Raw genomic sequence first — 26,839 nt, forward strand, 5'->3', positions numbered from 1 at the left:
TACGGGACTGATCAGGAGGGGCGGCGGCTGGACCAGCCGCCGACGATGCGGTCGAACACGGCGTTGACGTAAAAGCCGTTCGAGAGGTGGACGCGCAGCCCGCCGGCGGCGGGGTGGTGGGCCCACAGCGGGAACATGGCCTGCACGACGGCCACCAGACCGAAGCTGCCAACCGCCAGCGCCATCAGCGCCCATTCCAGCGGGCCGGGCGGCGGCGCGGGGGGCAGGAGGCCTGCGGTGAGCGAGGTCGCCGCCTTCTGCAGCGCGAAATAGCCGACCGAGGTCGCCCCGGCGTAGACGGCCGTGCGCCGGGTCAGCGCCCGGGGGGCGGCATCGGCGAAGCCCTGGGCCAGCATGTAGGCCACGCCGAAGATCAGGATGGCGCCCAGCGCGATGGCCTGGGGCGATTTGTGGGTCAGTCCGAAGGCGAGCCCCACGACGACATAGAGGGCCAGCGCCCAGGCGAACGCGCGGCCGACCGCGCCCGCATCGGGGATGGCGACCGGACCGGGCCGCCGGATCGCGGCGACCCGCTCCACCGCACCGCCGGAGGCCAGGAAGGAGTGGGCCTTGTAGAGCGAGTGCGCCACGATGTGCAGCAAGGCCAGGGGGAAGAGCGACAACCCGCACTCGAAGATCATGAACCCCATCTGGGCCACGGTCGACCAGGCCAGCGAGGTCTTCACCGCCGGCTGGGTCAGCATGACCAGGCTGCCGAACAGCGCCGTGAGACCCCCGATGATGACAAGAAGGGCGAGCACGGTCGGCGCCAGAAGCATGACGTCGGCGAAGCGGATCAATAGGAAGCCGCCGGCATTGATGACGCCCGCATGCAGGGTCGCCGAAACCGGTGTGGGCGTCTCCATGACCTCGGTCAGCCAGCCATGGGTGGGAAACTGGGCGGACTTGAGCATCGCCGCCAGCGCCAGGAGGGCGGCCGCGCCGGTCGCGAGGCTGCCGCCTTCCCCGGCGCGGGCGGCCTGAAGGATCGCCCCGATGTCGGCCGTGCCGTAGGCCGCCGCGAGCAGCGCCGCCGCCCCGATCAGCGCGGCATTCCCCAGGCGGGCGGTGATGAACTTCTTGCGCGCCGCCCGCCGCGCCGCCACCCGCCCGGGATAGAACAGCAGAAGCCGGTGCAGGAACAGGCTGGTGGCGATCCAGGCGGGCACCAGCTGGAAGAGGGTGCCGGCGGTGACGAGCGCCACCACCGCGGCGAGCGTCATGCACAGCCAGCCGGTGAAAGGACCTTGCCGGGCCTCGCCATCCAGATAGGTGCCGGCATAGCGGACGACGACCCAGCCGATGAACGTCACCAGCAGCAGCATCGTGGCACTGACGGCGTCCAGGCGGACCGACGGTCCGAAGTCCCCAGGCCCGATCAGGGGGCGGACGCCGCCCCCGGAAAGGATCAACCCCGCAGCCGAGACCAAGGCGAAGCCCAGCGCCGTAAGCGTGGCCGCCTCGGCCACTTCGGGGACACGCTTGGGTCTGCGTCCCGGGTTGATGAAGCCGATGGCCGCGCCCATCAGCAGGGGAACGGGCGCCAGCAAGAGCAACAGATGGATGGGCACGGAGGGTCCCCTTCGATGCGAAATTCGATGCGGGGACAGGGGTACCCGAGCGCGCGCTCTGATAAAAATTCATTGTTTCGGCAATATCGTTCGTTTTAATAGAACGATATGAGGGACCTGAACTACAATCACCTGCGCTATTTCTGGGCGGTCGCGCATGAGGGCAGCCTGACCCGGGCGGCCGAGCGCATGAACCTGTCCCAATCGGCGCTATCGGTTCAGATCCAGAAGCTTGAGCATCAGATGGGCCACCCGCTCTTCGAGCGTGTCGGCAAGAAGCTGGTGCTGACGGAGGCGGGCCAGATCGCGCTCGACTATGCCGACACGGTGTTCAAGGCGGGCGACGAGCTGATGAGCACGATGCGGGGCCGCCCCCTGGCCAGCCGTCAGGTCCTCAGGGTCGGGGCGCTGACGACGCTGTCGCGGAACTTCCAGCTGGAATTCCTGCGGCCGCTCGTCGGCCGGTCGGACGTGGAATTGATCGTGCGGTCGGGGAACATCCGGGATCTGCTGGCGCAGTTGGAGGCGCACGCCATCGATGTCGTTCTGGCGAACAGCGCGGCGCCGCGGGATGCGCGCTCATCGCTGCGCAACCACCTGCTCAATGAGCAACCGGTCAGTCTGGTCGGGCGTCCCCGGCCGGATCAGCGGCCGTTCCGTTTCCCGGATGACTTGCGGAGCGAGCCCCTGCTTCTTCCCAGCCTCGACAGCGATATCCGGGTGGCGTTCGACCGGGTGCTGGAACTGGCCGGAATCAGGCCGACCATCCTTGCCGAGGTTGACGACATGGCGATGCTGCGCCTTCTCGCCCGGGAGCGGGAGGGCGTGACATTGGTGCCGCCCATCGTCGTGCGCGATGAGCTGGAGGCCGGGATCCTGGTCGAACACTGCCGCATCGCGGAGGTCACCGAGAGCTTCTATGCCATCGTCCAGAAGCGCCGCTTCCCCAACAGGCTCCTGGGGGAGTTGCTCCTCAGCGGGAACGCGGCCCCATCGATGTCCGCGCGCGATTCCCAGCCCTTATCTTAATGCCAGCGGCACGAGATTCTGACCCGTGCCGCTGTAGCCAAGCGACCGGATGGTCGCGCCCGGCGTTTGCGGGGCGGCATTAGTGCCAAACAATGTCCGGGTAGTGGCCCACGGCCAGCGGGCCGATCTGCAGCTTGTGGTTCTGCATGGTGATGGGCAGCTTCAGGCTGGGGGCGCCGCCGTTGGCGCTGGGCTTGGCCAGCAGGGCCAGGCCGGCGCGCACCAGGGCGGCCTGGTTGGGGTGCAGGGTGCCGCCATCCTTCAGCGCGTCCACCAAGCTGTCCAGGCCTGACAGCTCGGCGGAGCCGGAGCCCTGGGGCTGCAGATTGTCGTCCAGCGCCAGGGTGGCGTTGGCCACCAGGTGCAGATCGCCCCAATCCAGCTTCAGACTGTCCACCTCAACCGTGCCGCCGTCCTTGGACCATGGGGTCACCGCGTCCACCGTGGGGGCCGCGGGCAGGGGGCCCTGCACCCGGGCGGCCAGGACCAGGCGCTGCAGCGTCGGGCCCAGGCTGCGCACCGGCGGCACGGTCATGCCCGCCACATCCAGGTGCAGGATCAGCCCGGTGCCGGTGTGGTCGGTGGGCGGCGTCGCCGGCCGTTCCACCGTTATCGAAAAGCTCTCCAGTGGATAGGCCCCGGCCGGCATCAGGCTGGCGGGTGGCGGCGCGCCCTCGGCCGTCCCCTCCGGCACCGGCAGTGCCGCGACCGTCAGGACGGCATGGCTGAGGTCCACCCGCATCGACCGGAGGATGCCGGTGGCCAGGTCCAGGGCGACGCGGGCCCCGGCGATGGCGGCGGTGGCGTCCAGGCCGGGGCGGGCGCCCTCATGCGGCAGGGTGGCATGGCCACCCTTGGCCAGGGTCAGGACCACGTCATCCAACCGCCAGACGGGCGCGGAGGCCTTGACGGTGTCGGCCGTCCAGCTGAGCCCGTTGGGCTTTTCCACCTTCACCTGGTTGGCGGTGATGGCGATGCCCAGGGGGAAGCCGCCGAGGGTGGGCGGCTGATAGGTGATGGTGGCGCCTGCCGCCCGGGCCAAATCGGTGTTGTGGTCCAGCAGGGTCAGCAGGCGCGTGGCCATGCGGTGCCACCACACGGCATAGCCGGTGACCAGGACCAGCACCAGGAAGAGGACGAGGGTGATAGGACGGACACGCATGGGGTTTCCTGGTTGGTCACGGGCGTCGGCGGCGCCAGGCTGGCGGCCGTGGCGTACGCCGGGGGCACGGGGGCGGATCAGGCCACGGGCCGGGTGGGCTTGGCAAGGGCGCCGCCGGTGCGCCCGTCTTCAGTCATAGGTCGGTATCGGCCACCCGGAATGCCAGCGCTTATTCCCACGGATCATCCCCACCCTTCCAAGCGGACACCAGCGGTTGACGGCGGGGGGCACTCCGTCCAGGGTTCGGGGACGATATCCCTTCCCTTGCCATCCCTTACTGGGCGCCCGGCCTTGTCTTCAATCACCCCCGTTCCCTCCATTGAGATCGCCGCCCCCTATCGTGCCATCGGTGTCGCCGCCGACGCCGACGTCTGGGTTTTCGGCTATGGCTCCCTGATGTGGAATCCCGGTTTCCCTTATGTCGAGCGGCGCCGGGCCACGGTGCGCGGCTGGCACCGGGGGTTCAGCGTCTATTCCTTCCGCCATCGCGGCACCCGCGCCTGTCCGGGCGCGGTGCTGGGCCTGGATCGTGGCGGCACCTGCCGGGGCATCGCCTACCGCGTGGCCGCCGCCGAGGCGCCTGGCGTGCTGGACTATCTCTGGGAGCGCGAGATGCAGAACGCGGTCTACGAGCCGCGGCTGCTGACGGCGGCCCTGGAACACGGGCCGCGGGTCCCCACCGTGGCCTTCACCGTCGTGCGGGGGCATGAGCAGTATTGCGGCCGCCTGCCGCCCGACGATCTGGCCGGGCTGATCCGCCAGGGCGTGGGGGAGAGCGGACGCAATGTCGACTATCTGGTCAACACCGTCCGCCATCTGGAGGAATTGGGCATCCGCGACCGCAACCTGGAAGGGCTGGTGGAGCGGGTGGTGGGGGACACCACCCCTTGATCCTCAGCCCCGCTTGATGATCAGCACCCGGGTATCGCCATAGCGGCGGTCGTCCAAGGGCTCGAACCCGGGCGGCGCATCGAAGGGATCGTTGCCGCCAACCTCCACGACGCACAGCGTCTCGGGCGCCAGCCAGCCGGCGGCCGACAGGGATTCCAGTGCCCGGGGCGCCAGGCCCTGGCCGTAGGGCGGGTCCAGGAACACCAGGCTGGCCGCCTGCCGTGCCAGCGGTGGCTTGGCGGCGTCGCCCTGGATGAACTGGCAGCGGCCGGTTTCCTTCAGCGTGGCGGCGTTGGCACGGGCCAGATCCAGGGACGGGCGGCTGATGTCCAGGAACAAGGCCGCCTCCGCCCCGCGCGACAGCGCCTCCAGCCCCAGGGCGCCGGTGCCGCAGAAGGCGTCCAGCACCACCCGGCCCGCCACCGTCGGCGCGTCGTCGGTGAAGAAGTCGCCATGCTCCAGGATGTTGAACAGGGCTTGGCGCGTGCGGTCGCTGGTGGGCCGCACGTCCCGGCCCGAGGGGGGCACCAGGACCCGCCCGCGATGCTGCCCGCCGACGATGCGCATCAGCCCCGGCCGCCCTTACTCGGAACCCCCTGACTGGGAGCCCCCTTACGGGGACCGCCCTTGCCGGTGGCCTTGGGTGCCGTGCGCGTGGGTTTGCCACCCGGGGCGGTCTTGCCGGCGCGCGGGGCCTTCTCGGTCGGGGCGGCCTTGCGGGCCGGCGCCGCTTTGGCATCCTCACGCCGGGCGCTGGGGCGCTTGCCGTCTTCCCGCTTAGGGGCGTCCCGCGTAGGGGCGTCCCGCTGGGCGCCCTCTCGCTTGGCTCCGTCCCGCTTTTGGGGACCGCGCGACTCGACGCGTTCGCCCAGGCTAGGGGCGGTCTTGGCCGCCGGTTTCACCGCGCCCTTGCGCGGGCGGCGGCTGGGTGCGCCGTCCGCGTCGTCATCGGGCGTGCCGTCCAGCGCCCTGTCCAGGGCCAGGGCCAGGGCGCGCGCCTTGTCGGCGGCGCTGTCGCCGGTCGGCTTGTTGCCAGGTGCCTGGGGCGGCCGCTTGGCGCGCACGGTGGCGTCGGCCTGGGCGGAGGGGCGGGTGGCCGACGGGTGGGCGACGGAGGAACGGACTGTGGACGTGCGGGTCGCCACGCGGGCGGCGCGCGGGGCCTCCGTCGTCTCTTCGCGGCGGGGCCGGGGGGTGGCCTTGGCCGGCGCCTTTTCAGCAGCGGCCCTCGCGGCGGGCGGCTTGGCCTTGGGCGCCTTGTCGAAACGCAGGGCCGGCATCTCGGCCGCCTTCTCGGCGTTGCGCGCGCGGGCCTCCTTGCGGTCCTGGGTGTTTTCCTTGGGGAAGAACTGGGGCAACTGGTCGCGCAGCACGCGGCGCGGCACCTCTTCCACCTCGCCGCGTTCCAGCTTGCCCAGTTGGAAGGGGCCGTAGGAGACGCGGATCAGCCGGTTCACCGTCAGGCCCAGATGCTCCAGCACCTTGCGGATTTCGCGGTTCTTGCCTTCGCGCAGGGTCATGGTCAGCCAGGCGTTGCTGCCCTTCTCCCGGTCCAGCACGGCCTCGATCGGCCCATACTCGATGCCGTCGACGAAGATGCCTTCCGCCAGCTTGGCCAGCTTGGCGGTGTCCGGCGTCCCGTGCACGCGCACGCGATAACGGCGGGGCCAGGCGGTCGACGGCAGTTCCAGGTGGCGGGCCAGTTCGCCGTCGTTGGTCAGCAGCAGCAGGCCCTCGGTGTTGAGGTCCAGCCGGCCGATGGAAATGACGCGGGGCATGCCCTCGGGCAGGCGGTCGAACACGGTGGCGCGCGCCAGTTCGTCCCGGGCGCTGGTCACCAGGCCGGCGGGCTTGTGATAGCGCCAGACGCGCGTCGGCTCCTGCTCCGGCAGGACCTGGCCGTCGACGACGATGCGGTCGCCGGGCTGCACATTCACGCCGGGCGAGGTCAGCACCTGGCCGTTCACGGCCACGCGGCCGTCGGCGATCCAGCGCTCGGCGTCGCGGCGGGAACAGAGGCCGGCGCGCGCCAGCCGTTTGGCGATGCGCTCGCCGGACTTTTCGGGGGATTTTGTATCGGACATGCGGCGGACTGTATGCGTCGCTGCCCGGCTTGCCAAGCGTCCGGCGGCGGCGGCGCCAGCCTATGGGCCCCCCGCGCCGGGCATGGCTGGCGACAATCACCACTTGATTGGGAAACGATCATTTCCTATAAGGGGCGCATGACGCCCCCCGCATCCCTCCCTTCCCGCCAACGTGGCCCGGGCCGCCCCCGCGAGTTCGACACCGACCTGGCGCTGGACCGCGCCATCGCCGTGTTCAGCGAACGCGGCTATCATGGCACGGCCATCAGTGACCTGACCCAAGCGCTGGGCCTGACCGCCGGCAGCCTCTACAAGGCCTTCACCGACAAGCGCGGGTTGTTCCTGGCCACCTTCGACCGTTATGTGGCGCTGCGGGCCGAAGGGCTGCGGGCGGCGCTGGACGCGGCGTCCACCGGCCGGGCCAAGATCCGGGCGGTGCTGGACTTCTACGCCGACAGCAGTCACGGCCCCGATGGGCGCCGGGGCTGCCTGGTGGTGGCCAGCGCCGTGGACCTCGCCACCGCCGACGCGGCGGTCGCCGCGCGCGTCGCCGGCGCGCTGGACGTGAATGAGGGCCGCCTGGCCGCCCTGGTGGCGCTGGGCCAGGCCGATGGCACCGTCGCCCCCCATCTCGACGCCGCCGTCACCGCCCGGCTGCTGCTGTGCGTGCTGCAGGGCATGCGCCTCATCGGCAAGACCGGACGGCACGCGACGGAGATGGCGGCGGTGGCCGATGGCGCCCTGAAGCTGCTGGACTGACCCCTGGCGCCCCCGCCTTTCATCGCCTTGCGGCAAATTAGGGCGCCAAATTAGGAAATGATCATTCCCAAAATGGAGACTGAAACCATGACATCCTTCGACCCCGCCCGCTTCTGGACCCGTTTCCGTCATGGCCAGGCGACAGTGAACGGTGTGCGCCTGCACTATGTCGAGGGCGGGCAGGGCGCGCCGCTGCTGCTCATCCCCGGCTGGCCGCAAAGCTGGTACGCGTGGCGGCATGTCATGCCGTTGCTGGCCGATGGCGGCCGGCGGGTCATCGCCGTGGACCCGCGCGGCTTCGGCGATTCCGACCGGCCGGTTGGCGGCTATGACCTGGCCACTGTGGCGGCTGACATGCACGGCTTGGCCGGGGCCCTGGGCGTGCTGGACGGCGGCCGCCTGGACGTCGTGGGCCATGACGTGGGCACCTGGATCGGCCACGCCTATGCCGCTGACTGGCCGACCGACATCCGCCGATTGGCGCTGCTGGACGCGGCGCTACCCGGCATCACGCCCCCGCCGCCGCCCGGCATCCCGTCAGATGAGGCCAACGCCCGCACCTGGCATTTCGCCTTCAACCGCCTGGACGACCTGCCGGAATTGCTGATCGCGGGGCGGGAGCGCGCCTATCTCAGCCACCTGTTCCATGCCAAGGCGGTGAACCGCTGGGCCATCGGGCCGGCGGATCTGGACGAATATGTGCGGGTGCTGTCCGCCCCCGGCGCGCTGCGCGCCACCTTCGCCCACTACCGCGTGGCCTTCGGCGCCGCGTCGCTGGCCCAGGCCCGCGCCCGGGCGGACCGGGGTCTCACCCTGCCCATCCTGGCGGTGGGGGCCAGGGCGGGCGTGGGTACGGTGCTGGCCGACACCTTGCTGGGACATGGCGCCAACGTCCGCGGCCATGTCCTGGACTGCGGCCACTACATCCCGGAGGAAATGCCGGCGGAACTGGCCGCCCTGCTGCTGGACTTTTTCGCCGGATGACGGATGCGTCGCCCGCCCGCTTGACGGTGCGGCGGGCGGTGCCCCAGGCTGGGGCCATGTTGTCGCCCCGTCCTGAACCGCTGATCGACTCGTCCCCCATGGAGCGCGCCTTCGCCGAGGCGGCGTCCGCCGCAGCGCGGGGGGAGGTGCCGGTGGGCGCCGTCATCGTCGATCCGGCCACCGGGGCCATCCTGGCCGCCGCCTCCAACCGCACGGAGGAATTGGCCGACCCCACCGCCCATGCCGAGGTGCTGGCCATCCGCGCGGCTTGCGCGACCGTGGGCCAGCCGCGCCTGCCGGGCCTGGATTTGTACGTGACATTGGAACCGTGCGCGCTCTGCGCCGCCGCCATCAGTTTCGCCCGGCTGCGGCGGGTCTATTTCGGGGCCTACGATCCCAAGGGTGGGGCGGTGGAACACGGCCCCCGCTTCTTCAGCCAGCCCACCTGCCATCACGCGCCTGAAACCTACGGCGGTTTGCAGGAACGGCGGGCGGGCGCCCTGTTGCGGGATTTCTTCAAGGAACGCCGTTAGCGCTGAACCCAGGAAAGGAACCGTATGCCGCTCTACCGGGACGATTATGGCGCCTTGTACTGGTCCTTGCGCGGCGATGTGACGGGCGAGGTGGTGCGCGACACACCCTTCCACAAGGATGCGGGCACCCGGATGCTGCGGGTGCGGCCGGGGCAGGAGCGACGGCTGCTCTGGACGCTGCGCGGGGTCCTGGGGCTGTTGGCCCTGCAGGCGGTGGGCCTGGGCGCCCTGGCGGTGGCGCTGATCACCGGGCTGGTGGTCATCCCCGACGGCTGGCCCATGGCGCTGGCGTCCAGCATCCTGATGCCGGCCTTCCTGCTGGCGATGATGACCCAGTCGGTGCTCGTGCCCCTGTCATGCGAGAGCGCCACGCTACGCCATCCGGTGCGCCTGGTGCCGGCCCAGCCCCTGAGCCTGGTGCTGGCGCCCCTGCTGTTCGTCGTGGGGCCGGTTCTTTATATCCTGGGGATGGTGCTGGTGCTGCCCGCGTCCGCCCGGGCCGAGGTGGCGGTGATGCTTGGCCGGGCCGACTGGGCGGAAAAGGCGGCCGGCCTGGTTTTGGCGCTGATCCTGCTGGCCTGCTTCGGCTGGGCGGTGCGGCAGTGCTGGCTGGGCTGGGCCGGCTCCCGCCGCCGGCCGCCGAGCCACCCCCCGGCCCTGCGGGTGGCGGCGTCACGCGAACAGCGGCGGGACCGGACCGGGTCTTAGGCTTCAGGCTTTTCTTTGGCGGTGGCTTCCTCGGCCTTCGGCGTATCGGCTGTTGGCGTGTCCGTCTGCGGCGTGTCGGTCTGGGCCTCGGCCGCCGCCCGTTCGGCGCGATAGGCGTCGAAGGCGATCTTGACCGAGCGCGCGGATTCGCTGTCCGGATACGCGGCGGCCCACTGGTCGGCGCGGTCGGCGGCGGCGATGCCGTTGCCGCTCTGTGCCATCACCGTCAGGGCGCGGGCGTAGAACTGCTGCGGCACGGGGTGCGCGGGCGTGGTCTGGATCAGCACCCAGATGATCTGGGCGGCCTCTTCGGCGCGGCCCATGGCGATCAGGGTGTCGGCCAGGGCCAGGCGGGCGTCGCCTTGGGACGGGTCCAGGGTGGCGCAGGCGTGGAACTCGGCGGCGGCGGCGTCCAGCCGGCCGGTGCTGCGCAGCACCATGCCCAGGTTGAAGCGGGTCTCGGCCCGGTTGGGGTCCAACTCCAGCGTCCGGCGCCAGGCGTCCTCCGCCCCGGCCAAGTCGTTCTTCTGGCCCGACGCCACGCCCAGGGCGTGCCAGGCTTCGGTGAAACTGGGGTTCAGTTCCACGGCGCGGCGGAAGCTCTCGATGGCCTCATCCACCTTGCCTTGGCCCAGCAGGGCCATGCCCAGGTTCTGGTGGGGCGGCGGGTGGTTGGGGTTCAGCGACCGCGCCTTCTTCAGGCAGGTCACCGCCTCCTCCAGCTTGCCCAGGCCCTGCAGCACGGCGCCCAGGTTGGACCACGCGACGCGGATGTCGGGGACGGAGGCGTAGATGCGGATGATGGCGCGGTAGGCGTTCTCCGCCTCCTTCAGGCGGCCCTGGCGGTGCAGGTCGGCGGCTACGCGCATGTCGTTGACGAAAGGCGCGCCGGCATTGGCGTCCTTGGAGATTTCCGCGATGCGGCGGCGGCGGTCCTGGCGATTCATCTGGTCCCTTGTCCCTGAAAATGCGGCGGGGCCCGTTTCCCGGGCGCCGGCCTCAACCCTGCTTCTGTTCCCGCTCCACCGCGCGCCAGCCGATGTCCCGGCGGCAGAACCCTTCCGGCCAGCGGATGCGGTCCACCGCCTGGTAGGCCAGCGCTTGGGCCTCCGCCACCGTCTTGGCCGTCGCCGTCACGCCCAGCACCCGGCCGCCGTTGGCCAGCACGCGATCATCCCCTTCGGGTGTCTTGGCCACCTTGGTGCCGGCATGGAAGACGGTGACCCCGTCGACCTTGCCCGCATCGTCCAGCCCCCCGATGGCGGTGTTCTTCACATAATCACCCGGATAGCCCTCGGCCGCCATAACCACGCACAGGGCGGGGTCGTCGTGCCAGCGCACGTCCACATGGTCCAACTGCCCGTCGCAGGTGGCCAGCAGCAGGGGCACGATGTCGGACTTCAGGCGGCGCATCAGCACCTGGCATTCCGGATCACCGAAGCGGGCGTTGAATTCGATCAGGCGCGGCTTCGGTCCTTCCGGGGTCGCAACGATCATCAGCCCGGCGAACAGCACGCCCTTGAACGGCTTGCCCTCCGCCGCCATGCCCCTGACCGTGGGCTCCACGATCTCGCGCATCACCCGGTCCTGCAACTCGGGCGTCAGGACCGGGGCGGGGGAATAGGCGCCCATGCCGCCGGTGTTGGGGCCCTGGTCATGGTCGAACACCCGCTTGTGGTCCTGCGCGCCCACCAGGGGCAGGGCGTGGACGCCATCGCACAGGGCGAAGAAGCTGGCCTCCTCCCCATCCATGAACTCTTCCACCACCACTTCCGCGCCGGCGCTGCCGAAGCGGCCGTGCAGCATGGCGTCGTCGATGGCGGCGTGGGCCTCGTCCAGGGTCATGGCGATGACGACACCCTTGCCGGCGGCCAGGCCGTCGGCCTTCACCACGATGGGCGCGCCCTGCTCGGTCACGTAGGCCTTGGCGGCGGCGGCATCGGTGAAGCGCCGGTAGGCGGCGGTCGGCACACCGTACTTGGCGCAGATGTCCTTCATGAAGCCTTTGGACCCTTCCAGGGCGGCGGCCTCCTGGCTGGGGCCGAAGGCCTTGATGCCGGCCGCGTTCAGCCGGTCCACCAGGCCCAGCACCAGCGGCTGTTCCGGGCCCACCACCACCAGGTCCACGGCGTTGGCCGTGGCGAAGGCCACCAGGCCGTCGACATCGTCGGCCTTGATGTCCAGGCACTGGGCCACGTCGCGGATGCCGGCATTGCCCGGCGCGCACCACAAGGTGCCGCACAGGGGGGAGGCGGAGATGGCCCAGCACAGCGCATGCTCCCGCCCGCCGGATCCGACCACCAGGATCTTCATCGCCTCTACTCCCGATCAGGATTCCATCTGTTGAGCGGGGGGTTGTATCATGCCCGCGCCATGACTCAAGACTTCCCCGACTCCCCCCCCGTTCCCAACGCCGATCTGGGCTATGCCGGCGCCGCGCCGGTGGCCGGCGGCAACCTGCCGGAGCTGTCCGTTTCCGACCTGTCGCGCGCGCTGAAGCGCACGGTGGAGGAGACCTACGGCTATGTCCGCGTGCGCGGCGAGGTCAGCCAGCCCAAGCGCGTTTCCTCCGGCCACCTCTATCTGCGCCTGAAGGACGACCAGGCGGTGATCGAGGCCGTGTGCTGGAAAGGCACGGTGATGCGCCTGGCGGTGAAGCCGGAGGACGGGATGGAGGTGGTCTGCACCGGCCGCCTGACGACCTACCCCGGCCGCTCCCAATACCAGCTGATTATCGAGACCATGGAGCTGGCGGGCGAGGGCGCGCTGCTCAAGATGCTGGAGGAGCGCAAGCGCCGCCTGGCGGCCGAGGGGTTGTTCGACGCGCAGCGCAAGCGGCCGCTGCCCTTCCTGCCCCGGGTCATCGGCGTGGTGACCTCCCCCACCGGCGCCGTCATCCGCGACATCCTGCACCGCCTGGCCGACCGCTTTCCCCGCCATGTGCTGCTGTGGCCGGTAGCGGTGCAGGGTGAGGCGGCGGCGGCGCAGATCGCCCGCGCCATCCAGGGCTTCAACGCCATCGTCCCCGGCGGCCCCGTGCCCCGGCCCGACCTGCTGATCGTGGCGCGTGGCGGCGGCAGCCTGGAAGATTTGATGCCCTTCAATGAGGAGATCGTGGTGCGGGCGGCGGCGGCCAGCCAGATCCCCCTGATCTCCGCCGTGGGGCATGAGACCGACACCACCCTGATCGACTTCGCGTCCGACCGTCGCGCGCCCACGCCCACCGCCGCCGCCGAAATGGCTGTGCCGGTGCGGGCCGAGCTGCTGGCCCAGGTGATGGAATGCGGCCGCCGGCTGGAGGGCACGGCCAACCGCCTGCTGGTCGAGCGCCGCTCGCGGGTGGAGGGGCTGGCCCGGGGCCTGGGTGATCCCCGCGCCTTGCTGGAAGGCTGTGCCCAGCGCCTGGACGACCGGGGGGAACGCCTGGCGCTGTCGATGACCGGCCTGATCCGCCGCCATCGGACGGAAGTGGCGAAGCTGGGCGCCGGGCTGCGGCACCCGGCCCAGGTGCTGGGCCTGGCCTATGCCCGGCTGGACATCGCCGGCCGGGGGCTCTCCGGCGGTGTCACCCGCCTGGTGGCCGACCGGACCTCGCGCGTCCAGGCCCTGGCCCCGCGCCTGACGCCCCAACCCCTGGCCCGCCGGGTGGAGGAGGGCGGTCTGCGCCTGGCCGACCTGGGCCGCCGGCTGGACGCCAGCTTCGGCCGCGCCGTGGCCGATGGCGCCCGGCGGCTGGAAGGCCAGGCCAAGTTGCTGGAGACCCTGTCCTATCGCGGCGTGCTGGCCCGGGGGTTCGCCCTGGTCACCAGCGCCGAGGGCCATCCCGTGACCAGGGCGGCCGATGCGCCGGCCGGTGGCCGGGTGCGGGTGGAATTCATCGACGGCGCGGTGGGCGCCACGCTGGATGGTGAGGGTGGGGCCCCAGCGGAAGCCGTGCGGCCGGCATCGACGTCACCGACCCCCAAGGTTCGCGCGCCGGGTCGCCCCGGGGGGCAAGGCAGCCTGTTCTGAGGCGGCGCTACTTCGGCCAGCGGCGGTGGGTCCACAGCCACTGGCCGGGGTCCTCCCGCACCCAGGTTTCGAACACCTGGTTGATCTGCAGGGTGATGGCGTAGATGTCGGCGGCGCGGTCGCCGGTGGGGGCGAACGTCAGCGGCGGCATGGCCTCGATGCGGAAGCGGGCGCCCTTGCCCGGGCGGGTGACCTTCACCGGCACGACGACGGCGCCGTGGCGCAGCACCATGTCGGCGGTGATGGTGCCGGTCATGGCGTCACGGCCCAGGAAGGGCACGGGGATGCCCTCGTTCAGCTTCTGGTCGGCCAGCACGCCCAGGTGGCCGCCGCCGCGTACGGTGGCGAGGATGGTCTTGGCGGCCGACCGGCCCTTGGGCACCAGGCTGTTGCCCAGGTCGCTGCGGGCGCGCAGCAGCAGGCGGTCGACCCAGGGGTTGTTGGGCGCCCGGTAGATGATGGTGATCAGCAAATCCATCTTGTGGCTGGCCAGGCCCGCCATTTCCCAATTGCCGAAATGGCCGGTCAGGACGATGCCGGGCTTGCCGTCGTCGCGCAGGCCGGCCAGGTGCTCCGCCCCCACGAAGTCCACCCGGTCTTCCCATTCGGCCGAGATGGTTTTGAAATGGGCGTATTCGGCCATGATGCGGCCCAGGGTGTCCCAGCTTTCCCGGCCCACCCGCGCCCGCCCGGCGGCGTCCAGCTCGGGCATGGCCTGTTCCAGGTTGCGCTGTACCCGGCGGTTGGCCTTCAGCCGCGGGCCCAGGGTCCGGCCCACCCAACCGCCCAGGTCGGACGCGCTGTCCGCGGGCAGCAGCGACAGGAAGCCGAAGAGCCCACGGATGGCAAGCGCCTCCAGCGGGTACCGCACATTTCGGGACAGGGCGGCGCGCAGGGGGCTATTGGTGGCCATGGGACCCATACAGGGAGTCTATAGCCGGCTGCGTTCAATCAGAACCACAGCCGGCTATAGAGTGAGTCTGTCCGCGAGCAGCTTCACGTCCAAAGGCGATTCCGCCTTTGGACGATCTGCTCTAGTGTCATGCGGTCTAACACGGCGCGGATCGGTCCAACCAGCGCGTCGTCAACGCAAGTCGCCCATACCCCCAAAAAAGAACTCGTGCCAGCGGGATGAGATGTTGACTCATGCCGCTGTAGGACGCGACCGCGTCCGCCGGAGCGAGTACCGAAGGAACGGAGCGAGGAAGCCAAGTCGCCGGATGGCGACGCCCGGCGATTGAGGAAGCATTTGAGCGATCACGATCAAATGCCGTGCGTATCAGTCCGGCCAGCGGCGGTGGGTCCACAGCCATTGGCTGGGGCTTTCCCGCACCCACTTTTCCAACAGCTCGTTCACGGCCACGGTGACGGCGCGGATGTCGGCGGGGCGGTCGCCGGTCAGGGCGGGGAGGTCCAGGGGCGGGAAGGCCTGGATCCTGAAGCGGGCGCCTCCAGGCTGGCGGGTGACCTTCACCGGCACGACGACGGCGCCATGGCGCACCACCACGTCGCCGGCGATGGTGCCGGTCATGGCGTCATGCCCCATGAAGGGCACGGCGATCCCCTCGTTCAGCTTCTGATCGGCCAGGATGCCCAGGATGCCACGGGCCCGCATGGTGGCCAGGATGCCCTTGGCCGAGGTCCGACCCTTGGGCACCAGGTCGGTGCCCAGGTCGCCCCGCGCCTCGGCCAGCAGTTTGTCGACCGAAGGGTTGTTGGGCGCCCGGTAGATGGCGGTCATCCTGAGGCCGCACTTGTGCACCGTCATGGCCACCAGTTCCCAATTGGCGAAGTGGCCGGTCAGGATGACGCCCGGCATGCCGTCCGTCTCCAGCCCCAGGATGTGTTCGGTCCCGCTGAGCTCCACCCGTTGGCCCCACTCCGCCCGGATGGTTTTCAGGTGCGGGTATTCCGCCAGGGTCCGGCCCAGATTGTCCCAGCAGTCCCGGGCCAGTCGCCGATGGGCGGCGGCGTCCAGGCCGGGCAGGGCGCGTCGCAGGTTGCGCAGCACCGTGCTGTTGCCGCCAAGGCGGGGTCCCAGGGTGCGCCCCACCCAGCCGCCCAGGTCCGACGCGGTATCGGCCGGCAGCCACCCCAGCAGGCGGAACAGCGTACGCACGGCCAGCGCTTCCAACGGATACCCGACGGTGCGGGTCAGGGTGCGGCGCAGGGGGCTGTGGTTGGCCATGGGCGGTCTCGTGTCACGCTATCCAGCAGCCCATCCAGGGCGCCGTCGTTGTCAAATCGCAGGACCACCGGCAGCGCGGTGACGCGGGCCTGGGCCTCGGCCGGCAGGCGCACCCAGTCCTTCTGCGTGGTCAGCGGCGTGGCGCCGATGGCCGCCGCCCGGTCCAGCAGACGGGCGATCTCTTCCCGGGTATAGGGATGGTGGTCCGGGAAAAAAACCCTTTCGGCGACGGACAGGCCCAATTCAAGGCAGGTATCGAAGAACTTCTGGGGTCGGCCGATGCCGGCGAAGGCCAGCACCGGGTGGCCCGACAGGCGGGCGGCGACCGCCGGGTCCGGCACCAGGCGGGCGGTCAGGACGGGCAGCGCCGGGGCCAGGGTGGCGACGGTCCGCCGGGCGTCCAGGCGGTCGGCGCCGACGATCACCACCCCATGGGCCCGCCGCAGGCCGTCGGCCAGGTCCTCGCGCAGGGGACCGGCGGGGATCACGCGGCCGTTGCCGAAGCCGGCCCCCCCGTCCACGACCAGCAGCGACAAATCCTTGGCCAGGGCCGGGTTCTGGAAACCGTCGTCCATGACCACCGCCTGGGCGCCGCCGTCACGGGCGGCGCGGGCGCCGGCCAGGCGGTCGGCCGATATCCAGGCGGGGGCGGAGGCCGACAGCAGCAGCGGCTCATCGCCCACGTCGGCGGCGCGGTGCTGGGCGGGATCGACCCGCAGGGGGCCGCGCAAGCGCCCGCCATAGCCGCGCGACAGGTACTGGGCGTCGATCCCCCGGGCGCGCAGGCGGCGCATCACCGCCTCGGCCAGCGGCGTCTTGCCAGCCCCGCCGGCCACCAGGTTGCCGACGCAGATGACGGGAATGCCGGCCGGCTGGGGCGTGGCCCCCACCTGCCGATGGCGGGCCCCCGCCGCATAGAGCGCGCCCAGGGGGCCCAACAGCGCCGCCGCCCACCCCGCCTGCCGGTACCAGAAGCCGGGCGCCTTCACCGGCCAGCCCCCGGCAGGCGCATGCCCGCCTCGGCCAGCAGGGGCGACAGCGCCGTCATCACCCGGTCGACGGCGTGACGGTTGTCCTCGGCCACCGCCTTGGCCGCCGCCGCCTGGGCGTCGCGCGCGGCCACGTTGGTCAGCAGCGTGTATACGGCGTTGGCCAAGCCGTCGGGATCGGACACCCGCGCCGCGCCGCCCGCCGCCTCCAGCGTGGCGGCGATTTCCGCGAAGTTGTGCATATGGGGGCCGTAGACGATGGCGGCGCCCAGCTGTGCCGGCTCGATGGGGTTGTGTCCGCCCACCGGCACGAAGGACCCGCCGATGACCGCCACCGGGGCCAGTCGGAAGAACAGGCCCAGTTCGCCCAGCGTGTCGGCCACATGCAGGGCGTCCGTCGCGGCAGGTACCGCGCCGGTGGTGCGCCGGCTGACGGCCAGTCCCTGGGCCTCGAACCCGGCGGCGATCTCTGCCCCCCGTGCCGGATGCCGAGGCACGACCAGGGTCAGCAGACCGGGGATGCGGGGGGCCAGTTGCCGATGGACCTGGGCCGCCAGATTATCCTCCCCCGGATGGGTGCTGGCGAAGACCCAGGCCGGCCGGTCGCCGATGGCGTTCCGCAGCGTCGCCAAGGCGTCGGCCTCCGCCGGCAGGGGCGTGGTGGAGTATTTCAGGTTGCCGACGCACCGCACGTCGGCCAGGCCCAAATCGCGCAGGCGTTGCGCCTCCGTCGCCGTTTGGGCCAGCGCCAGGCGGAAGGTGGACAGCAGGCGGCGGGCGGTGCGCGGCGCCCGGCGCCAGTTGCGGTGGCTGCCGGCCGACAGCCGGGCGTTGACCAGGGCCGCCGGCACCCCGTCCTTGCGCAAGGCGCGCAGCAGGTTGGGCCAGAACTCCGATTCGATCCACAGGGCGGCGTCCGGCCGCCAATGGTCGACGAAGCGCGCCACGGCGGCGGGCAGGTCAACCGGCACGAACTGGTGAAGGGCGCCCGGCGGCAGGCGCTGGGCCATCAGCGTGGCGGAGGTGACGGTGCCGGTGGTGACCAGCACTGTCGGCCGGGGCGCCAGGGTCAGCAGCCGGTCGATCAGGGGCAGGACGGCCAGCGATTCGCCCACGCTGGCGGCGTGCAGCCAAATCAGCCGGCCGTCCGGACGGGCCAGGCCGGCATGGCCCAGGCGCTCGGGCAGCCGGTTGGGGTCTTCCTTGCCGACGGCCAGGCGGCGGTCCAGCAGATGGCGGACGGCGGGGCCGGCCAGGGCGGTCAACCCGCGATAAAGCGCTTCCAGCATGCCGATAGTGTCAGGGAACGGAAGGGGCGGCGGGACGGGCCCGGCCGCGGTCGCCGCCACCCTAGCACCGGGCCCGTTCCCTCTTCAACGTATGCCCGTCCCTTGGATACGCCTGTCAGCTGGCTTGCTTGGTCTCTTCCACCGGCGGTGGGTCCAGGACGGGATGCCCCCGGAAGGGGCGCAGGTTGTTCAGGAATTGCGCCGCCGACGCCGACCAGGAGAAGGTCAGCGCGTGACGGCGGCACGCGTCGCCGGGGATTTCCAGCGCGGCCATCGCCGCCTTCCGCAAATCCTCGTCCAGAACGGCCACGTCGGAGCCTGCCAGCACGTCCAGCGGCCCCGGCACCGGGTAGGCGGCCACCGGCACGCCCGAGGCCAGCGCCTCCAGCAGGACCAGGCCGAAGGTATCGGTGCGCGAGGGGAAGACGAAGACGTCGCCGGCGGCGTAATGCTTGGCCAAATCCTCGCCATGCTTGGGGCCGACGAACTGGGTGGCCGGGTATTTCGCTTTCAGGTCGTCCAGCTGGGGCCCGCCGCCGACCACCACCTTGGTGCCCGGCAGGTCCAGCGACAGGAAGGCCTCGATGTTCTTCTCCACCGCCACCCGGCCGACATACATGAAGATGGGGCGGGGGAAGGACAGGAAGTCCTTGTCGCGGGGCCGGAACAGGTCCGTGTCCACGCCCCGCGACCAACGCTTGATGTTGCGGAAGCCCCGCCCCTTCAGGTCGTTCTCGATGGACGGCGTCGCCACCATGACGGCCGAGGCCGGCGCGTGGAAGCGGCGCACCAGGGCGTAGCTGAGGCGCAGCGGAATGGGAATGCGGTCGCGGACGTATTCCGGGAACCGGGTGTGGTAGGCGGTGGTGAACGGGATCTGCCGGCGCAGGCAATAGCGCCGGGCGGCCAGCCCCAGGGGGCCTTCGGTCGCGATGTGGATGGCGTCGGGCTGGATCTCGTCGATCATGCGGCGCAGCCGGGCGCCGGGCCTCAACGCCAGCCGGATTTCCGGATATGTCGGCATGGGCACGGTGCGGAAGCGGTCGGGGGCGATGACCTCGACCTCATGGCCCAGCTGGCGCAATTCGTCCCGCGTCGTGGTCAGGGTGCGGACCACGCCGTTGACCTGGGGGTGCCAGGCGTCCGTGACGATGAGGATTTTCACGCTGCAGCCTTCTGTGTCGTCCCCGGCTGTCCGCCCGATTGTCCAGGCGCCCGCGCCGCGGCGCGCTTTCGCACTTCGTCCGCCCAATGAATGATCTCCAGGGTGCCGTCGGCGTGTTCGACCAAGGCGGTGCATGATTCCACCCAGTCCCCATCGTTGCAGTAGAGGATGCCGTCCATGTCACGCATCTCCGCGTGGTGGATGTGGCCGCAGATGATGCCGTCCACTTGGCGGCGCTTGGCCTCGTCGGCCAGCGCCTGCTCATAGTTGCCGATGAATTCCACCGCTTTCTTGGTGCGGTTCTTCAGGTAGGCGGACAGGGACCAGTATTGGAAGCCGAAGCGGCGGCGGGCGGCGTTCAGCCAGGTGTTCAGGGTCAGCAGCACCGTGTAGGCGCTGTCCCCGACATAGGCCAGCCACTTGGCGTACTTCACCACGGCGTCGAACTGGTCGCCGTGCAGGATCAGGAAGCGGCGGCCATCAGCCGTGGTGTGCACCGTGTCTTCCAGGATGGTGACGCCGCCGAACTGCAGCCCGATGAAGTCGCGGAAGACCTCGTCATGGTTGCCGGGGATCATGAAGACCTTGGCGCCCTTGCGCACCCGGCGCAGCACCTTCTGCACCACGTCGTTGTGCGCCTGGGGCCAGTACCAACCCTTTTTCAGGCGCCAGCCGTCGACGATGTCGCCCACCAGGTACAGATACTCCGACTCGGTATGCTTCAGGAAATCCAACAGCATGTCGGCTTGGCAGCCACGGGTGCCCAAATGCAGGTCGGAGAGCCAGATGCTGCGATAGCGCCGCGGGGCCTCGTGTTCCGTATCCATGTCCGTCTCCATCCTACGCCCCCGAGATGATCTACACAGACAATCAATAGTAATGTTGACAGGGCTATACCGCAGCATGTAGGGCAAGACAAATGGTGATGACGGCGTGGTGAAGGACTTCACCATATATTCACGGGGCATTCATAAATATGTCTTCCGCCTTTCACTTGGCTGTCATGGATTCTGTTGCCGCGCCCGCCCGTCGACTTCTGGTCATCCACAATCCGGTGGCGGGGCGCCGTCGCCGGGGGTTGATGGGCCGGGTGGTCGATGCCCTGCGCCTGGGCGGGGCCGAGGTGGCGGTGGTGGAAACCACCGGCCCGCGGGATGCCGAACGGTTGGCGACGCTGGCCGCCACCGGCGCCCTGACGGACGGGCGCATCCCCGACGCCGTGGTGGCGGCCGGGGGCGACGGAACCATCAACGAGGTGGTGAACGGCTTGCTGAGCGCGCCCACCTCCCATCCCCCGGCCCTGGGCCTCATTCCCCTGGGCACGGCCAACGTGCTGGCGGCGGAGCTGGACCTGCCCTGCGGTGTGGCCGATTTGGCCCGCACGCTGGCCGGCGCAGCACCCCTGACCATCCATGCCGGCCGCGCCAACGGCCGGCTGTTCACCATGATGGCCGGGGTGGGCTTGGACGCCCATGTGGTGGAGGGTGTGGACCCGGCGGTGAAGCGCCGCCTGGGCAAGGGCGCCTATGTCCTGGAAAGCCTGGCGCAGATCGCCCGCTGGCCCAGCCCCCGCTTTCGCGTGGTGACGGAGGATGCGGCGGGCCGGCGTGACGAGCACGAGGCGGCGTCCTGCATCGTGGCCAAGGGCCATTTCTACGGCGGGCGCTTCGTCTGCGCCCCCCAGGCCCGGCTGGATGAGGGCGGGTTCCAGGTCTGCTTGTTCCAGGAGGGCGGGCGGCTGGCGGCGCTGGGGTACGGCGCGGCCCTGGTCACGGGGCGGCTGGCCCGATGGCAGGACAAGCGGGGGAATGGCCCAAGCGGATTGGGCTACCGCGTGGTGCCGGCGGTGCGGGTTCATATCGAGGGGCCGGTGGGCGATCCGGTGCAGGGGGACGGCGATACCATCGCCCGCCTGCCGGTGGATATGGAAACGGCGGCGCCGTTCCGTGTGCTGGCGCCGCCGCTCCGCTCCGTGTCCCGACTGTCGTCGGGGGCGGAACCCGTCCCCGGACGTTAACTCCAGGCAATGCTGCTTCAGGCAAGGCAACGCGACTGAACTGGTCCGCGACTCAAGACAACACCAAGGCTCGATAAACCGAAGGCCACCTATAAATCAGGTCCTAACCAGGCAACGCGCCCTCCGATGGGGCCCCCCGTGCAGGGAAGCCCCCTCGTTCTTTAGTATCAGCGACCCGCCTGGGCGCCGGCCTCGGTCGAGGCGCGCGGCACGCGGCCCCGCCAGACGGACAGGCATTCCTCGGCGCTTTCGCCGGTACCGATGCAGTACCAGCCGCGGCGGTCGTTGAAGAACAGACGGTAGGTGCCGCGGCGGTCACGCTCGAAACGGAAGACCGGGCGGTCCAGATTGGGGAAGCGCACGATCAGCTGGTCATGATCCGGCGCGGTATGGCGGCTGACCGTTTCCCACAGGCCACGCTCCAGCTTGGGCAGGGCGACACTGTTCCACTCGGTCAGATCGAAGGGGGTGAAACGGGCGGAGGAGAAGGGGACGACGGTCATGACTCACCAGCACTCTGCCACCCTGGATCGGAGGGGTCCGGACGGTTCCGGACTTTTTCTTTCGCTGCGCCGGGTGGCTTTGGCGCGTTGAGGGGACTATGCGGCTCCAACTGTTAATGGCGCCTTAAAGGGGGACGCTCACCCGTGGGATAGTATGCCTTCGATAGAGTGATGCAGTTGCGCCCTGCGGCATCCTGTGTTAAGTGCACGACGCCCGACGCCGGGGTGGTTTACACCTGGTTCGGACCCACATTGCTAAGGCCCTGAAATCCTTCAGGTCTGCGGATTAACCGAGGTTTCCAGGTGGCATCCCAAGGGACAGTCGTATCCGGACTGGCGGCCCGCTATGCGGCGGCGCTGTTCGACCTTGCCGACGAGCAGAAGGCGCTGGACCAGACCGCGCAGGACCTGACGTCGCTCAAGCAGATTCTCGCCGAAAGCGCGGATCTGCGTCGCGTTGTGCGCAGCCCCGTCCTGTCGCGTGCCGATCAGGCCCGCGCCATGGAGGCGGTGCTGTCACAGGCGGGCACGTCCGAGCTTGTGCGCAAGTTTATTGGTCTGGTGGCCCAGAACCGTCGGCTCTTCGCCCTCGACGGCATGATCGTCGCCTTCCTTGCCGAATTGGCCACGCGCCGCGGCGAGGAGACGGCGACCGTCATCTCGGCCCGTCCGCTGACGGATGATCAGCTCTCGGCCGTGACCGACGCGCTGAAGAAGGCCCTGGGCTCCAAAGTTTCCGTCGCCGCCAGCGTCGACCCGACGCTGCTGGGCGGCATGATCGTTAAGGTCGGATCGCGCATGATCGACAGTTCCGTGCGCACAAAACTGACCAAGCTGAAAATCGCCATGAAAGGGGTGGGCTGATGGAAATCCGCGCCGCAGAGATTTCCGCGATCCTGAAACAGCAGATCGCGAATTTCGGCACTGAGGCCGACGTTGCTGAAGTGGGCCAGGTGCTCTCGGTCGGCGACGGTGTCGCCCGCATCCATGGTCTGGACAAGGTCCAGGCCGGTGAGATGATCGAGTTCCCGGGCGGGATCAAGGGCCTGGCCCTGAACCTGGAAGCCGACAATGTCGGCGCCGTGATCTTCGGTGACGACCGCGCCATCAAGGAAGGCGACACGGTGAAGCGCACGGGCGCCATCGTCGAGGTTCCGGTGGGCCGTGGCCTGCTGGGCCGCGTCGTGGATGGCCTGGGCAACCCCATCGATGGCAAGGGCCCCCTGGTCGACGTCGAGCGCAAGCGCGTCGAGGTCAAGGCCCCCGGCATCATCCCGCGCAAGTCGGTGCACGAGCCCATGCAGACCGGCCTGAAGGCCGTGGACGCCCTGGTGCCCGTCGGCCGTGGCCAGCGTGAGCTGATCATCGGCGACCGTCAGACCGGCAAGACCGCCGTCGCCATCGACGCCTTCATCAACCAGAAGGGCGTCAACGCCTCCGGCGACGAGTCCAAGAAGCTCTATTGCATCTACGTGGCCATCGGCCAGAAGCGCTCCACGGTCGCCCAGATCGTGAAGACGCTGGAGGAAGCCGGCGCGATGGAATACTCCATCGTCGTGGCCGCCACCGCGTCCGAGCCGGCGCCCCTGCAGTACCTGGCGCCCTACACCGGCTGCGCCATGGGCGAGTTCTTCCGCGACAACGGCATGCATGCCCTGATCGTGTACGACGACCTGTCCAAGCAGGCCGTCGCCTACCGCCAGATGTCCCTGCTGCTGCGCCGTCCGCCGGGCCGCGAAGCCTACCCCGGCGACGTGTTCTACCTGCACAGCCGCCTGCTGGAACGCGCCTGCAAGATGTCGGACGCCTACGGCGCCGGCTCGCTGACGGCCCTGCCCATCATCGAAACCCAGGCGGGTGACGTGTCGGCCTACATCCCGACGAACGTCATCTCCATCACCGACGGCCAGATCTTCCTGGAAACGGGCCTGTTCTACCGCGGTATCCGCCCGGCCATTAACGTCGGCCTGTCGGTCAGCCGCGTCGGTTCCGCCGCCCAGATCAAGGCGATGAAGCAGGTCGCCGGCACCATTAAGCTGGAACTGGCCCAGTACCGCGAAATGGCCGCCTTCGCCCAGTTCGCCTCCGACCTGGACGCCTCGACCCAGCGCCTGCTGAACCGTGGCGCCCGCCTGACCGAACTGCTGAAGCAGCCGCAGTACAGCCCGCTGCCGGTGGAAGAGCAGGTGGTGTCGATCTTCGCCGGCGTCCGTGGCTTCCTGGACAAGGTGAAGGTCGAGGACGTGAACCGCTTCGAGGCGCGCTTCCTGGACGAGATCCGCAGCAAGGGCCAGGACATCCTGACCGCGATCCGCACCGACAAGCAGATCAGCAAGGACACTGAGGAAAAGCTGAAGGCTTTCCTGGAGAGCTTCTCCAAGGTCTTCGCCTGATCCGTCAAATGGCGGACGGTCCCATCCGGGGCCGTCCGCCCCAGTTTCCCTAGGAAGTGAAGGCACGGCATGCCCAGCCTTAAGGACCTCAAGATCCGGATCGACAGCGTCAAGTCGACGCAAAAGATCACCTCGGCCCTGAAGATGGTCGCGGCCAGCAAGCTGCGCCGCGCCCAGGAACAGGCCGAAGCCGGGCGTCCCTATGCCGAGCGCATGGGCCGCATGCTCTCCTCCCTCGCCGCCAACGTGCCGGCGGGCGCGCAGGGGCCGAAGCTGATGGCCGGCACCGGTTCCGACCAGGTGCACCTGCTGGTGGTGCTGACGGGTGACCGTGGCCTGTGCGGCGGCTTCAACGCCACCATCGTCCGCGAGGCCAAGCGCCAGATCGCCCGCCTGCAGGGCGAGGGCAAGACGGTGAAGCTGCTGACCGTGGGCCGCAAGGGCCGCGACCTGCTGCGCCGCGAGTTCAGCGGCCTGATGGTGCACAGCTACGAGAACCTGGGCGGCAAGCGCCTGGGCTTCGCCGACGCGGCCCAGGTTGCCAACAAGGTGCTGGAGCTGTTCGATGCCGGCGAGTTCGACGTCGCGTCCATCATCTTCAACAAGTTCAAGTCGGCGATGACTCAGATCGTCACCGTCCAGCAGATCGTCCCGTTCGCCGTGACGGCCGTGACGGAGGAGGCCCCGGCCTCGTCCGAGCCCAAGGCCATCTACGAGTTCGAGCCGTCGGAGGAGGACATCCTCAACGATCTGCTGCCGCGCAACGTTTCCATCCAGGTCTACACCTCGCTGCTGGAAAGCTCGGCCTCGTTCTTCGGCGCGCAGATGACCGCCATGGACAACGCCACGCGCAACGCCGGCGACACGATCAAGAAGCTGACGCTTAACTACAACCGCACGCGCCAGGCTTTCATCACCAAGGAGCTGATCGAGATCATCTCCGGTGCTGAAGCGGTCTGATAGCGCCACGACAACATTCGCAAGGGTCCGAGGGAGCTTACCCCATGGCTACGACTAATCAGGCGACCAACGCCGTCGGCCGTATCACGCAGGTGCTGGGTGCCGTGGTGGACGTGCAGTTCGACGCCGAACTGCCCGCCATCCTGAACGCCCTGCACGCGCAGAACGAGGGCAAGGCCCTTGTGTTCGAAGTGGCCCAGCACCTGGGTGAGAACACCGTGCGCTGCATCGCCATGGACAGCACGGACGGCCTGGTGCGCGGCACCGCCGTGACCGATACCGGCGCGCCCATCCAGATGCCGGTCGGCGCCAACACCCTGGGCCGCATCCTGAACGTCATCGGCGAGCCGATCGACGAGCGCGGCGATGTCGCTTCCGAGAAGACCTACCCCATCCATCGCTCCGCCCCGACCTTCGAGGAACAGGCGACCGACGCGCAGATCCTGGTCACGGGCATTAAGGTCATCGACCTGCTGGCCCCGTACCTGAAGGGTGGCAAGATCGGCCTGTTCGGCGGCGCCGGCGTGGGCAAGACCGTCACCATCATGGAGCTGATCAACAACGTCGCCAAGGCGCACGGTGGTGTGTCGGTCTTCGCCGGTGTGGGCGAGCGTACCCGCGAGGGTAACGACCTGTACCACGAGATGATCGAGTCGGGCGTCATCAAGCTCGACGGCCCCGGCTCCAAGGTGGCGCTGGTGTACGGTCAGATGAACGAGCCGCCGGGGGCCCGCGCCCGCGTCGCCCTGTCCGGCCTGACCATCGCGGAATACTTCCGCGACGAGGAAGGCCAGGACGTGCTGCTGTTCATCGACAACATCTTCCGCTTCACCCAGGCCGGTGCCGAAGTGTCGGCGCTGCTGGGCCGCATCCCCTCCGCGGTGGGTTACCAGCCGACGCTGGCCACCGACATGGGCGCCCTGCAGGAGCGCATCACCTCGACCAAGAAGGGCTCGATCACCTCGGTGCAGGCCGTGTACGTGCCCGCCGACGACCTGACCGACCCGGCCCCCGCCACCTCGTTCGCCCATCTGGACGCCACGACGGTGCTGAGCCGCGCCATCGCCGAACAGGCCATCTTCCCGGCCGTGGACCCGCTGGACAGCACCTCCCGCGCGCTCGACCCGCGCGTGGTGGGTGAAGAGCACTACCAGACGGCCCGCTCGGTGCAGAAGGTGCTGCAGACCTACAAGTCGCTGCAGGACATCATCGCCATCCTGGGCATGGACGAACTGTCGGAAGAGGACAAGCTGACGGTCGCCCGGGCCCGCAAGATCCAGCGCTTCCTGTCCCAGCCCTTCCATGTGGCCGAAGTGTTCACCGGCACGCCCGGCGTGCTGGTCAGCCTGGAAGACACCATCCGCGCGTTCAAGGGTATCGTGGCCGGCCAGTACGACCACCTGCCGGAAGCGGCCTTCTACATGGTCGGCACCATCGAGGAAGCCGTCGAGAAGGCCCGCAAGATGGCCGCCGAGGCCGCCTGATCGCCTGAGTAGTACCGGGACGGAAGGGGTGATCCCCCTTCCGTCCTTTATCGTAGGAGTGTGACCGGCCACCTGGCCGTGAAACACACGACCAAACAAGTCGCCGAACGGAAGCCCCA

Annotated in this window: 25 protein-coding genes; 12 read left to right on the forward strand and 13 right to left on the reverse strand. The window is 69.7% G+C overall.

Annotated features, from left to right (window positions below; translation table 11 throughout):
* Positions 1–11: 11 nt before the first annotated feature.
* Entirely contained in the window at positions 12–1,571 is a 1,560-nt protein-coding gene (locus FHS74_RS00450) for a proton-conducting transporter transmembrane domain-containing protein (RefSeq protein WP_184796406.1), read from the reverse strand.
* 108 nt (positions 1,572–1,679) lie between these two features.
* Between FHS74_RS00450 and FHS74_RS00455 the strand changes: the two genes are divergently transcribed.
* Entirely contained in the window at positions 1,680–2,600 is a 921-nt protein-coding gene (locus tag FHS74_RS00455; protein WP_184796408.1) for a LysR family transcriptional regulator, read from the forward strand.
* Between the two features lie 79 nt (positions 2,601–2,679).
* Here FHS74_RS00455 and FHS74_RS00460 read toward each other — a convergent pair whose 3' ends face one another.
* Positions 2,680–3,762, reverse strand: coding sequence for a DUF2125 domain-containing protein (locus tag FHS74_RS00460; RefSeq protein WP_184796410.1), 1,083 nt, complete (start codon positions 3,760–3,762; stop codon positions 2,680–2,682).
* Positions 3,763–4,053: 291 nt separating this feature from the next.
* On the opposite strand from FHS74_RS00460, the gene FHS74_RS00465 reads away from it, so the two are divergent.
* The gene (locus FHS74_RS00465; RefSeq protein ID WP_246462835.1) at positions 4,054–4,653 is read left to right on the forward strand and encodes a gamma-glutamylcyclotransferase; all 600 of its coding nucleotides are present in this window, start codon (positions 4,054–4,056) and stop codon (positions 4,651–4,653) included.
* Between the two features lie 3 nt (positions 4,654–4,656).
* Here the strand turns inward: FHS74_RS00465 and rsmD are convergent, their stop codons facing one another.
* Both rsmD and FHS74_RS31090 read right to left on the reverse strand, forming a co-directional pair.
* Complete coding sequence (gene rsmD / locus FHS74_RS00470; RefSeq protein WP_184796414.1) at positions 4,657–5,220, reverse strand: 16S rRNA (guanine(966)-N(2))-methyltransferase RsmD; 564 nt, start codon at positions 5,218–5,220, stop codon at positions 4,657–4,659.
* Positions 5,220–6,737, reverse strand: coding sequence for a pseudouridine synthase (locus tag FHS74_RS31090; protein ID WP_184796416.1), 1,518 nt, complete (start codon positions 6,735–6,737; stop codon positions 5,220–5,222). The genes rsmD and FHS74_RS31090 overlap by 1 nt, the downstream gene beginning before the upstream one ends.
* Positions 6,738–6,875: 138 nt before the next feature.
* Here FHS74_RS31090 and FHS74_RS00480 point away from each other — a divergent pair, with 138 nt between their 5' ends.
* The 4 genes from FHS74_RS00480 to FHS74_RS00495 all read left to right on the forward strand — a co-directional run bounded on the left by FHS74_RS00480 (position 6,876) and on the right by FHS74_RS00495 (position 9,721).
* Complete coding sequence (locus FHS74_RS00480; protein ID WP_184796418.1) at positions 6,876–7,496, forward strand: TetR/AcrR family transcriptional regulator; 621 nt, start codon at positions 6,876–6,878, stop codon at positions 7,494–7,496.
* A gap of 87 nt (positions 7,497–7,583) precedes the next feature.
* Positions 7,584–8,480: an alpha/beta fold hydrolase gene (locus FHS74_RS00485; RefSeq protein ID WP_184796420.1), complete on the forward strand. Its 897-nt coding sequence runs from the start codon at positions 7,584–7,586 to the stop codon at positions 8,478–8,480.
* Positions 8,481–8,578: 98 nt separating this feature from the next.
* Positions 8,579–9,013, forward strand: coding sequence for a nucleoside deaminase (locus FHS74_RS00490; RefSeq protein WP_184797259.1), 435 nt, complete (start codon positions 8,579–8,581; stop codon positions 9,011–9,013).
* Positions 9,014–9,037: 24 nt separating this feature from the next.
* Positions 9,038–9,721, forward strand: a complete 684-nt coding sequence (locus FHS74_RS00495) for a hypothetical protein (RefSeq protein ID WP_184796422.1) — start codon at positions 9,038–9,040, stop codon at positions 9,719–9,721.
* Here the strand turns inward: FHS74_RS00495 and FHS74_RS00500 are convergent.
* A complete protein-coding gene (locus FHS74_RS00500; RefSeq protein ID WP_184796424.1) occupies positions 9,718–10,668 on the reverse strand; it encodes a tetratricopeptide repeat protein in 951 nt (316 codons plus the stop codon). The two genes, FHS74_RS00495 and FHS74_RS00500, sit on opposite strands and share 4 nt — an antisense overlap.
* 52 nt (positions 10,669–10,720) lie before the next feature.
* A complete protein-coding gene (gene purD / locus FHS74_RS00505) occupies positions 10,721–12,034 on the reverse strand; it encodes a phosphoribosylamine--glycine ligase (protein ID WP_184796425.1) in 1,314 nt (437 codons plus the stop codon).
* 60 nt (positions 12,035–12,094) lie between these two features.
* Here purD and xseA point away from each other — a divergent pair, with 60 nt between their 5' ends.
* Positions 12,095–13,732: an exodeoxyribonuclease VII large subunit gene (xseA, locus tag FHS74_RS00510; protein WP_184797261.1), complete on the forward strand. Its 1,638-nt coding sequence runs from the start codon at positions 12,095–12,097 to the stop codon at positions 13,730–13,732.
* A gap of 7 nt (positions 13,733–13,739) precedes the next feature.
* Here the strand turns inward: xseA and FHS74_RS00515 are convergent, their stop codons facing one another.
* The 6 genes from FHS74_RS00515 to FHS74_RS00540 form a co-directional block, all read right to left on the reverse strand.
* Positions 13,740–14,645 carry a lysophospholipid acyltransferase family protein gene (locus FHS74_RS00515; protein ID WP_184796427.1) on the reverse strand — a complete coding sequence of 302 codons (906 nt, stop codon included), beginning with the start codon at positions 14,643–14,645 and terminating at the stop codon, positions 13,740–13,742.
* A gap of 366 nt (positions 14,646–15,011) precedes the next feature.
* Complete coding sequence (locus FHS74_RS00520; protein WP_184796429.1) at positions 15,012–15,920, reverse strand: lysophospholipid acyltransferase family protein; 909 nt, start codon at positions 15,918–15,920, stop codon at positions 15,012–15,014.
* Entirely contained in the window at positions 15,887–16,909 is a 1,023-nt protein-coding gene (gene lpxK / locus FHS74_RS00525) for a tetraacyldisaccharide 4'-kinase (RefSeq protein ID WP_184796431.1), read from the reverse strand. Before lpxK ends, FHS74_RS00520 begins: the two co-directional genes overlap by 34 nt.
* Positions 16,906–18,198, reverse strand: coding sequence for a 3-deoxy-D-manno-octulosonic acid transferase (locus tag FHS74_RS00530; RefSeq protein WP_184796433.1), 1,293 nt, complete (start codon positions 18,196–18,198; stop codon positions 16,906–16,908). Before FHS74_RS00530 ends, lpxK begins: the two co-directional genes overlap by 4 nt.
* A gap of 115 nt (positions 18,199–18,313) precedes the next feature.
* Complete coding sequence (locus FHS74_RS00535) at positions 18,314–19,363, reverse strand: glycosyltransferase (protein ID WP_184796435.1); 1,050 nt, start codon at positions 19,361–19,363, stop codon at positions 18,314–18,316.
* Entirely contained in the window at positions 19,360–20,190 is an 831-nt protein-coding gene (locus FHS74_RS00540; protein ID WP_184796437.1) for a UDP-2,3-diacylglucosamine diphosphatase, read from the reverse strand. Before FHS74_RS00540 ends, FHS74_RS00535 begins: the two co-directional genes overlap by 4 nt.
* 176 nt (positions 20,191–20,366) lie before the next feature.
* Between FHS74_RS00540 and FHS74_RS00545 the strand changes: the two genes are divergently transcribed.
* Positions 20,367–21,380 (forward strand): diacylglycerol/lipid kinase family protein, encoded by a 1,014-nt coding sequence (locus FHS74_RS00545; protein ID WP_246462836.1) that lies wholly within the window; start codon positions 20,367–20,369, stop codon positions 21,378–21,380.
* 167 nt (positions 21,381–21,547) lie between these two features.
* Here the strand turns inward: FHS74_RS00545 and FHS74_RS00550 are convergent, their stop codons facing one another.
* Complete coding sequence (locus FHS74_RS00550; RefSeq protein ID WP_184796441.1) at positions 21,548–21,883, reverse strand: hypothetical protein; 336 nt, start codon at positions 21,881–21,883, stop codon at positions 21,548–21,550.
* A gap of 303 nt (positions 21,884–22,186) precedes the next feature.
* Between FHS74_RS00550 and FHS74_RS00555 the strand changes: the two genes are divergently transcribed.
* The 4 genes from FHS74_RS00555 to atpD all read left to right on the forward strand — a co-directional run bounded on the left by FHS74_RS00555 (position 22,187) and on the right by atpD (position 26,720).
* Positions 22,187–22,747, forward strand: coding sequence for a F0F1 ATP synthase subunit delta (locus FHS74_RS00555; RefSeq protein WP_184796443.1), 561 nt, complete (start codon positions 22,187–22,189; stop codon positions 22,745–22,747).
* Positions 22,747–24,276: a F0F1 ATP synthase subunit alpha gene (atpA, locus tag FHS74_RS00560; RefSeq protein ID WP_184796445.1), complete on the forward strand. Its 1,530-nt coding sequence runs from the start codon at positions 22,747–22,749 to the stop codon at positions 24,274–24,276. Before FHS74_RS00555 ends, atpA begins: the two co-directional genes overlap by 1 nt.
* 69 nt (positions 24,277–24,345) lie before the next feature.
* A complete protein-coding gene (locus FHS74_RS00565; RefSeq protein ID WP_184796447.1) occupies positions 24,346–25,236 on the forward strand; it encodes a F0F1 ATP synthase subunit gamma in 891 nt (296 codons plus the stop codon).
* Between the two features lie 44 nt (positions 25,237–25,280).
* Complete coding sequence (gene atpD / locus FHS74_RS00570; protein WP_184796449.1) at positions 25,281–26,720, forward strand: F0F1 ATP synthase subunit beta; 1,440 nt, start codon at positions 25,281–25,283, stop codon at positions 26,718–26,720.
* The last annotated feature ends 119 nt before the right edge of the window (positions 26,721–26,839 follow it).

This window comes from Nitrospirillum iridis, from assembly GCF_014205765.1.
Classification (GTDB): Bacteria; Pseudomonadota; Alphaproteobacteria; order Azospirillales; family Azospirillaceae; genus Nitrospirillum; species Nitrospirillum iridis.

Coding starts and splice junctions, on each gene's coding strand:
- FHS74_RS00455 (WP_184796408.1), top strand. CDS start 1,680: ATGAGGGACCTGAACTACAATCACCTGCGCTATTTCTGGGCGGTCGCG.
- FHS74_RS00460 (WP_184796410.1), bottom strand. CDS start 3,762: ATGCGTGTCCGTCCTATCACCCTCGTCCTCTTCCTGGTGCTGGTCCTG.
- rsmD (WP_184796414.1), bottom strand. CDS start 5,220: ATGCGCATCGTCGGCGGGCAGCATCGCGGGCGGGTCCTGGTGCCCCCC.
- FHS74_RS31090 (WP_184796416.1), bottom strand. CDS start 6,737: ATGTCCGATACAAAATCCCCCGAAAAGTCCGGCGAGCGCATCGCCAAA.
- FHS74_RS00480 (WP_184796418.1), top strand. CDS start 6,876: ATGACGCCCCCCGCATCCCTCCCTTCCCGCCAACGTGGCCCGGGCCGC.
- FHS74_RS00485 (WP_184796420.1), top strand. CDS start 7,584: ATGACATCCTTCGACCCCGCCCGCTTCTGGACCCGTTTCCGTCATGGC.
- FHS74_RS00490 (WP_184797259.1), top strand. CDS start 8,579: ATGGAGCGCGCCTTCGCCGAGGCGGCGTCCGCCGCAGCGCGGGGGGAG.
- FHS74_RS00495 (WP_184796422.1), top strand. CDS start 9,038: ATGCCGCTCTACCGGGACGATTATGGCGCCTTGTACTGGTCCTTGCGC.
- FHS74_RS00500 (WP_184796424.1), bottom strand. CDS start 10,668: ATGAATCGCCAGGACCGCCGCCGCCGCATCGCGGAAATCTCCAAGGAC.
- purD (WP_184796425.1), bottom strand. CDS start 12,034: ATGAAGATCCTGGTGGTCGGATCCGGCGGGCGGGAGCATGCGCTGTGC.
- xseA (WP_184797261.1), top strand. CDS start 12,095: ATGACTCAAGACTTCCCCGACTCCCCCCCCGTTCCCAACGCCGATCTG.
- FHS74_RS00515 (WP_184796427.1), bottom strand. CDS start 14,645: ATGGCCACCAATAGCCCCCTGCGCGCCGCCCTGTCCCGAAATGTGCGG.
- FHS74_RS00520 (WP_184796429.1), bottom strand. CDS start 15,920: ATGGCCAACCACAGCCCCCTGCGCCGCACCCTGACCCGCACCGTCGGG.
- FHS74_RS00530 (WP_184796433.1), bottom strand. CDS start 18,198: ATGCTGGAAGCGCTTTATCGCGGGTTGACCGCCCTGGCCGGCCCCGCC.
- FHS74_RS00540 (WP_184796437.1), bottom strand. CDS start 20,190: ATGGATACGGAACACGAGGCCCCGCGGCGCTATCGCAGCATCTGGCTC.
- FHS74_RS00545 (WP_246462836.1), top strand. CDS start 20,367: ATGGATTCTGTTGCCGCGCCCGCCCGTCGACTTCTGGTCATCCACAAT.
- FHS74_RS00550 (WP_184796441.1), bottom strand. CDS start 21,883: ATGACCGTCGTCCCCTTCTCCTCCGCCCGTTTCACCCCCTTCGATCTG.
- atpA (WP_184796445.1), top strand. CDS start 22,747: ATGGAAATCCGCGCCGCAGAGATTTCCGCGATCCTGAAACAGCAGATC.
- FHS74_RS00565 (WP_184796447.1), top strand. CDS start 24,346: ATGCCCAGCCTTAAGGACCTCAAGATCCGGATCGACAGCGTCAAGTCG.
- atpD (WP_184796449.1), top strand. CDS start 25,281: ATGGCTACGACTAATCAGGCGACCAACGCCGTCGGCCGTATCACGCAG.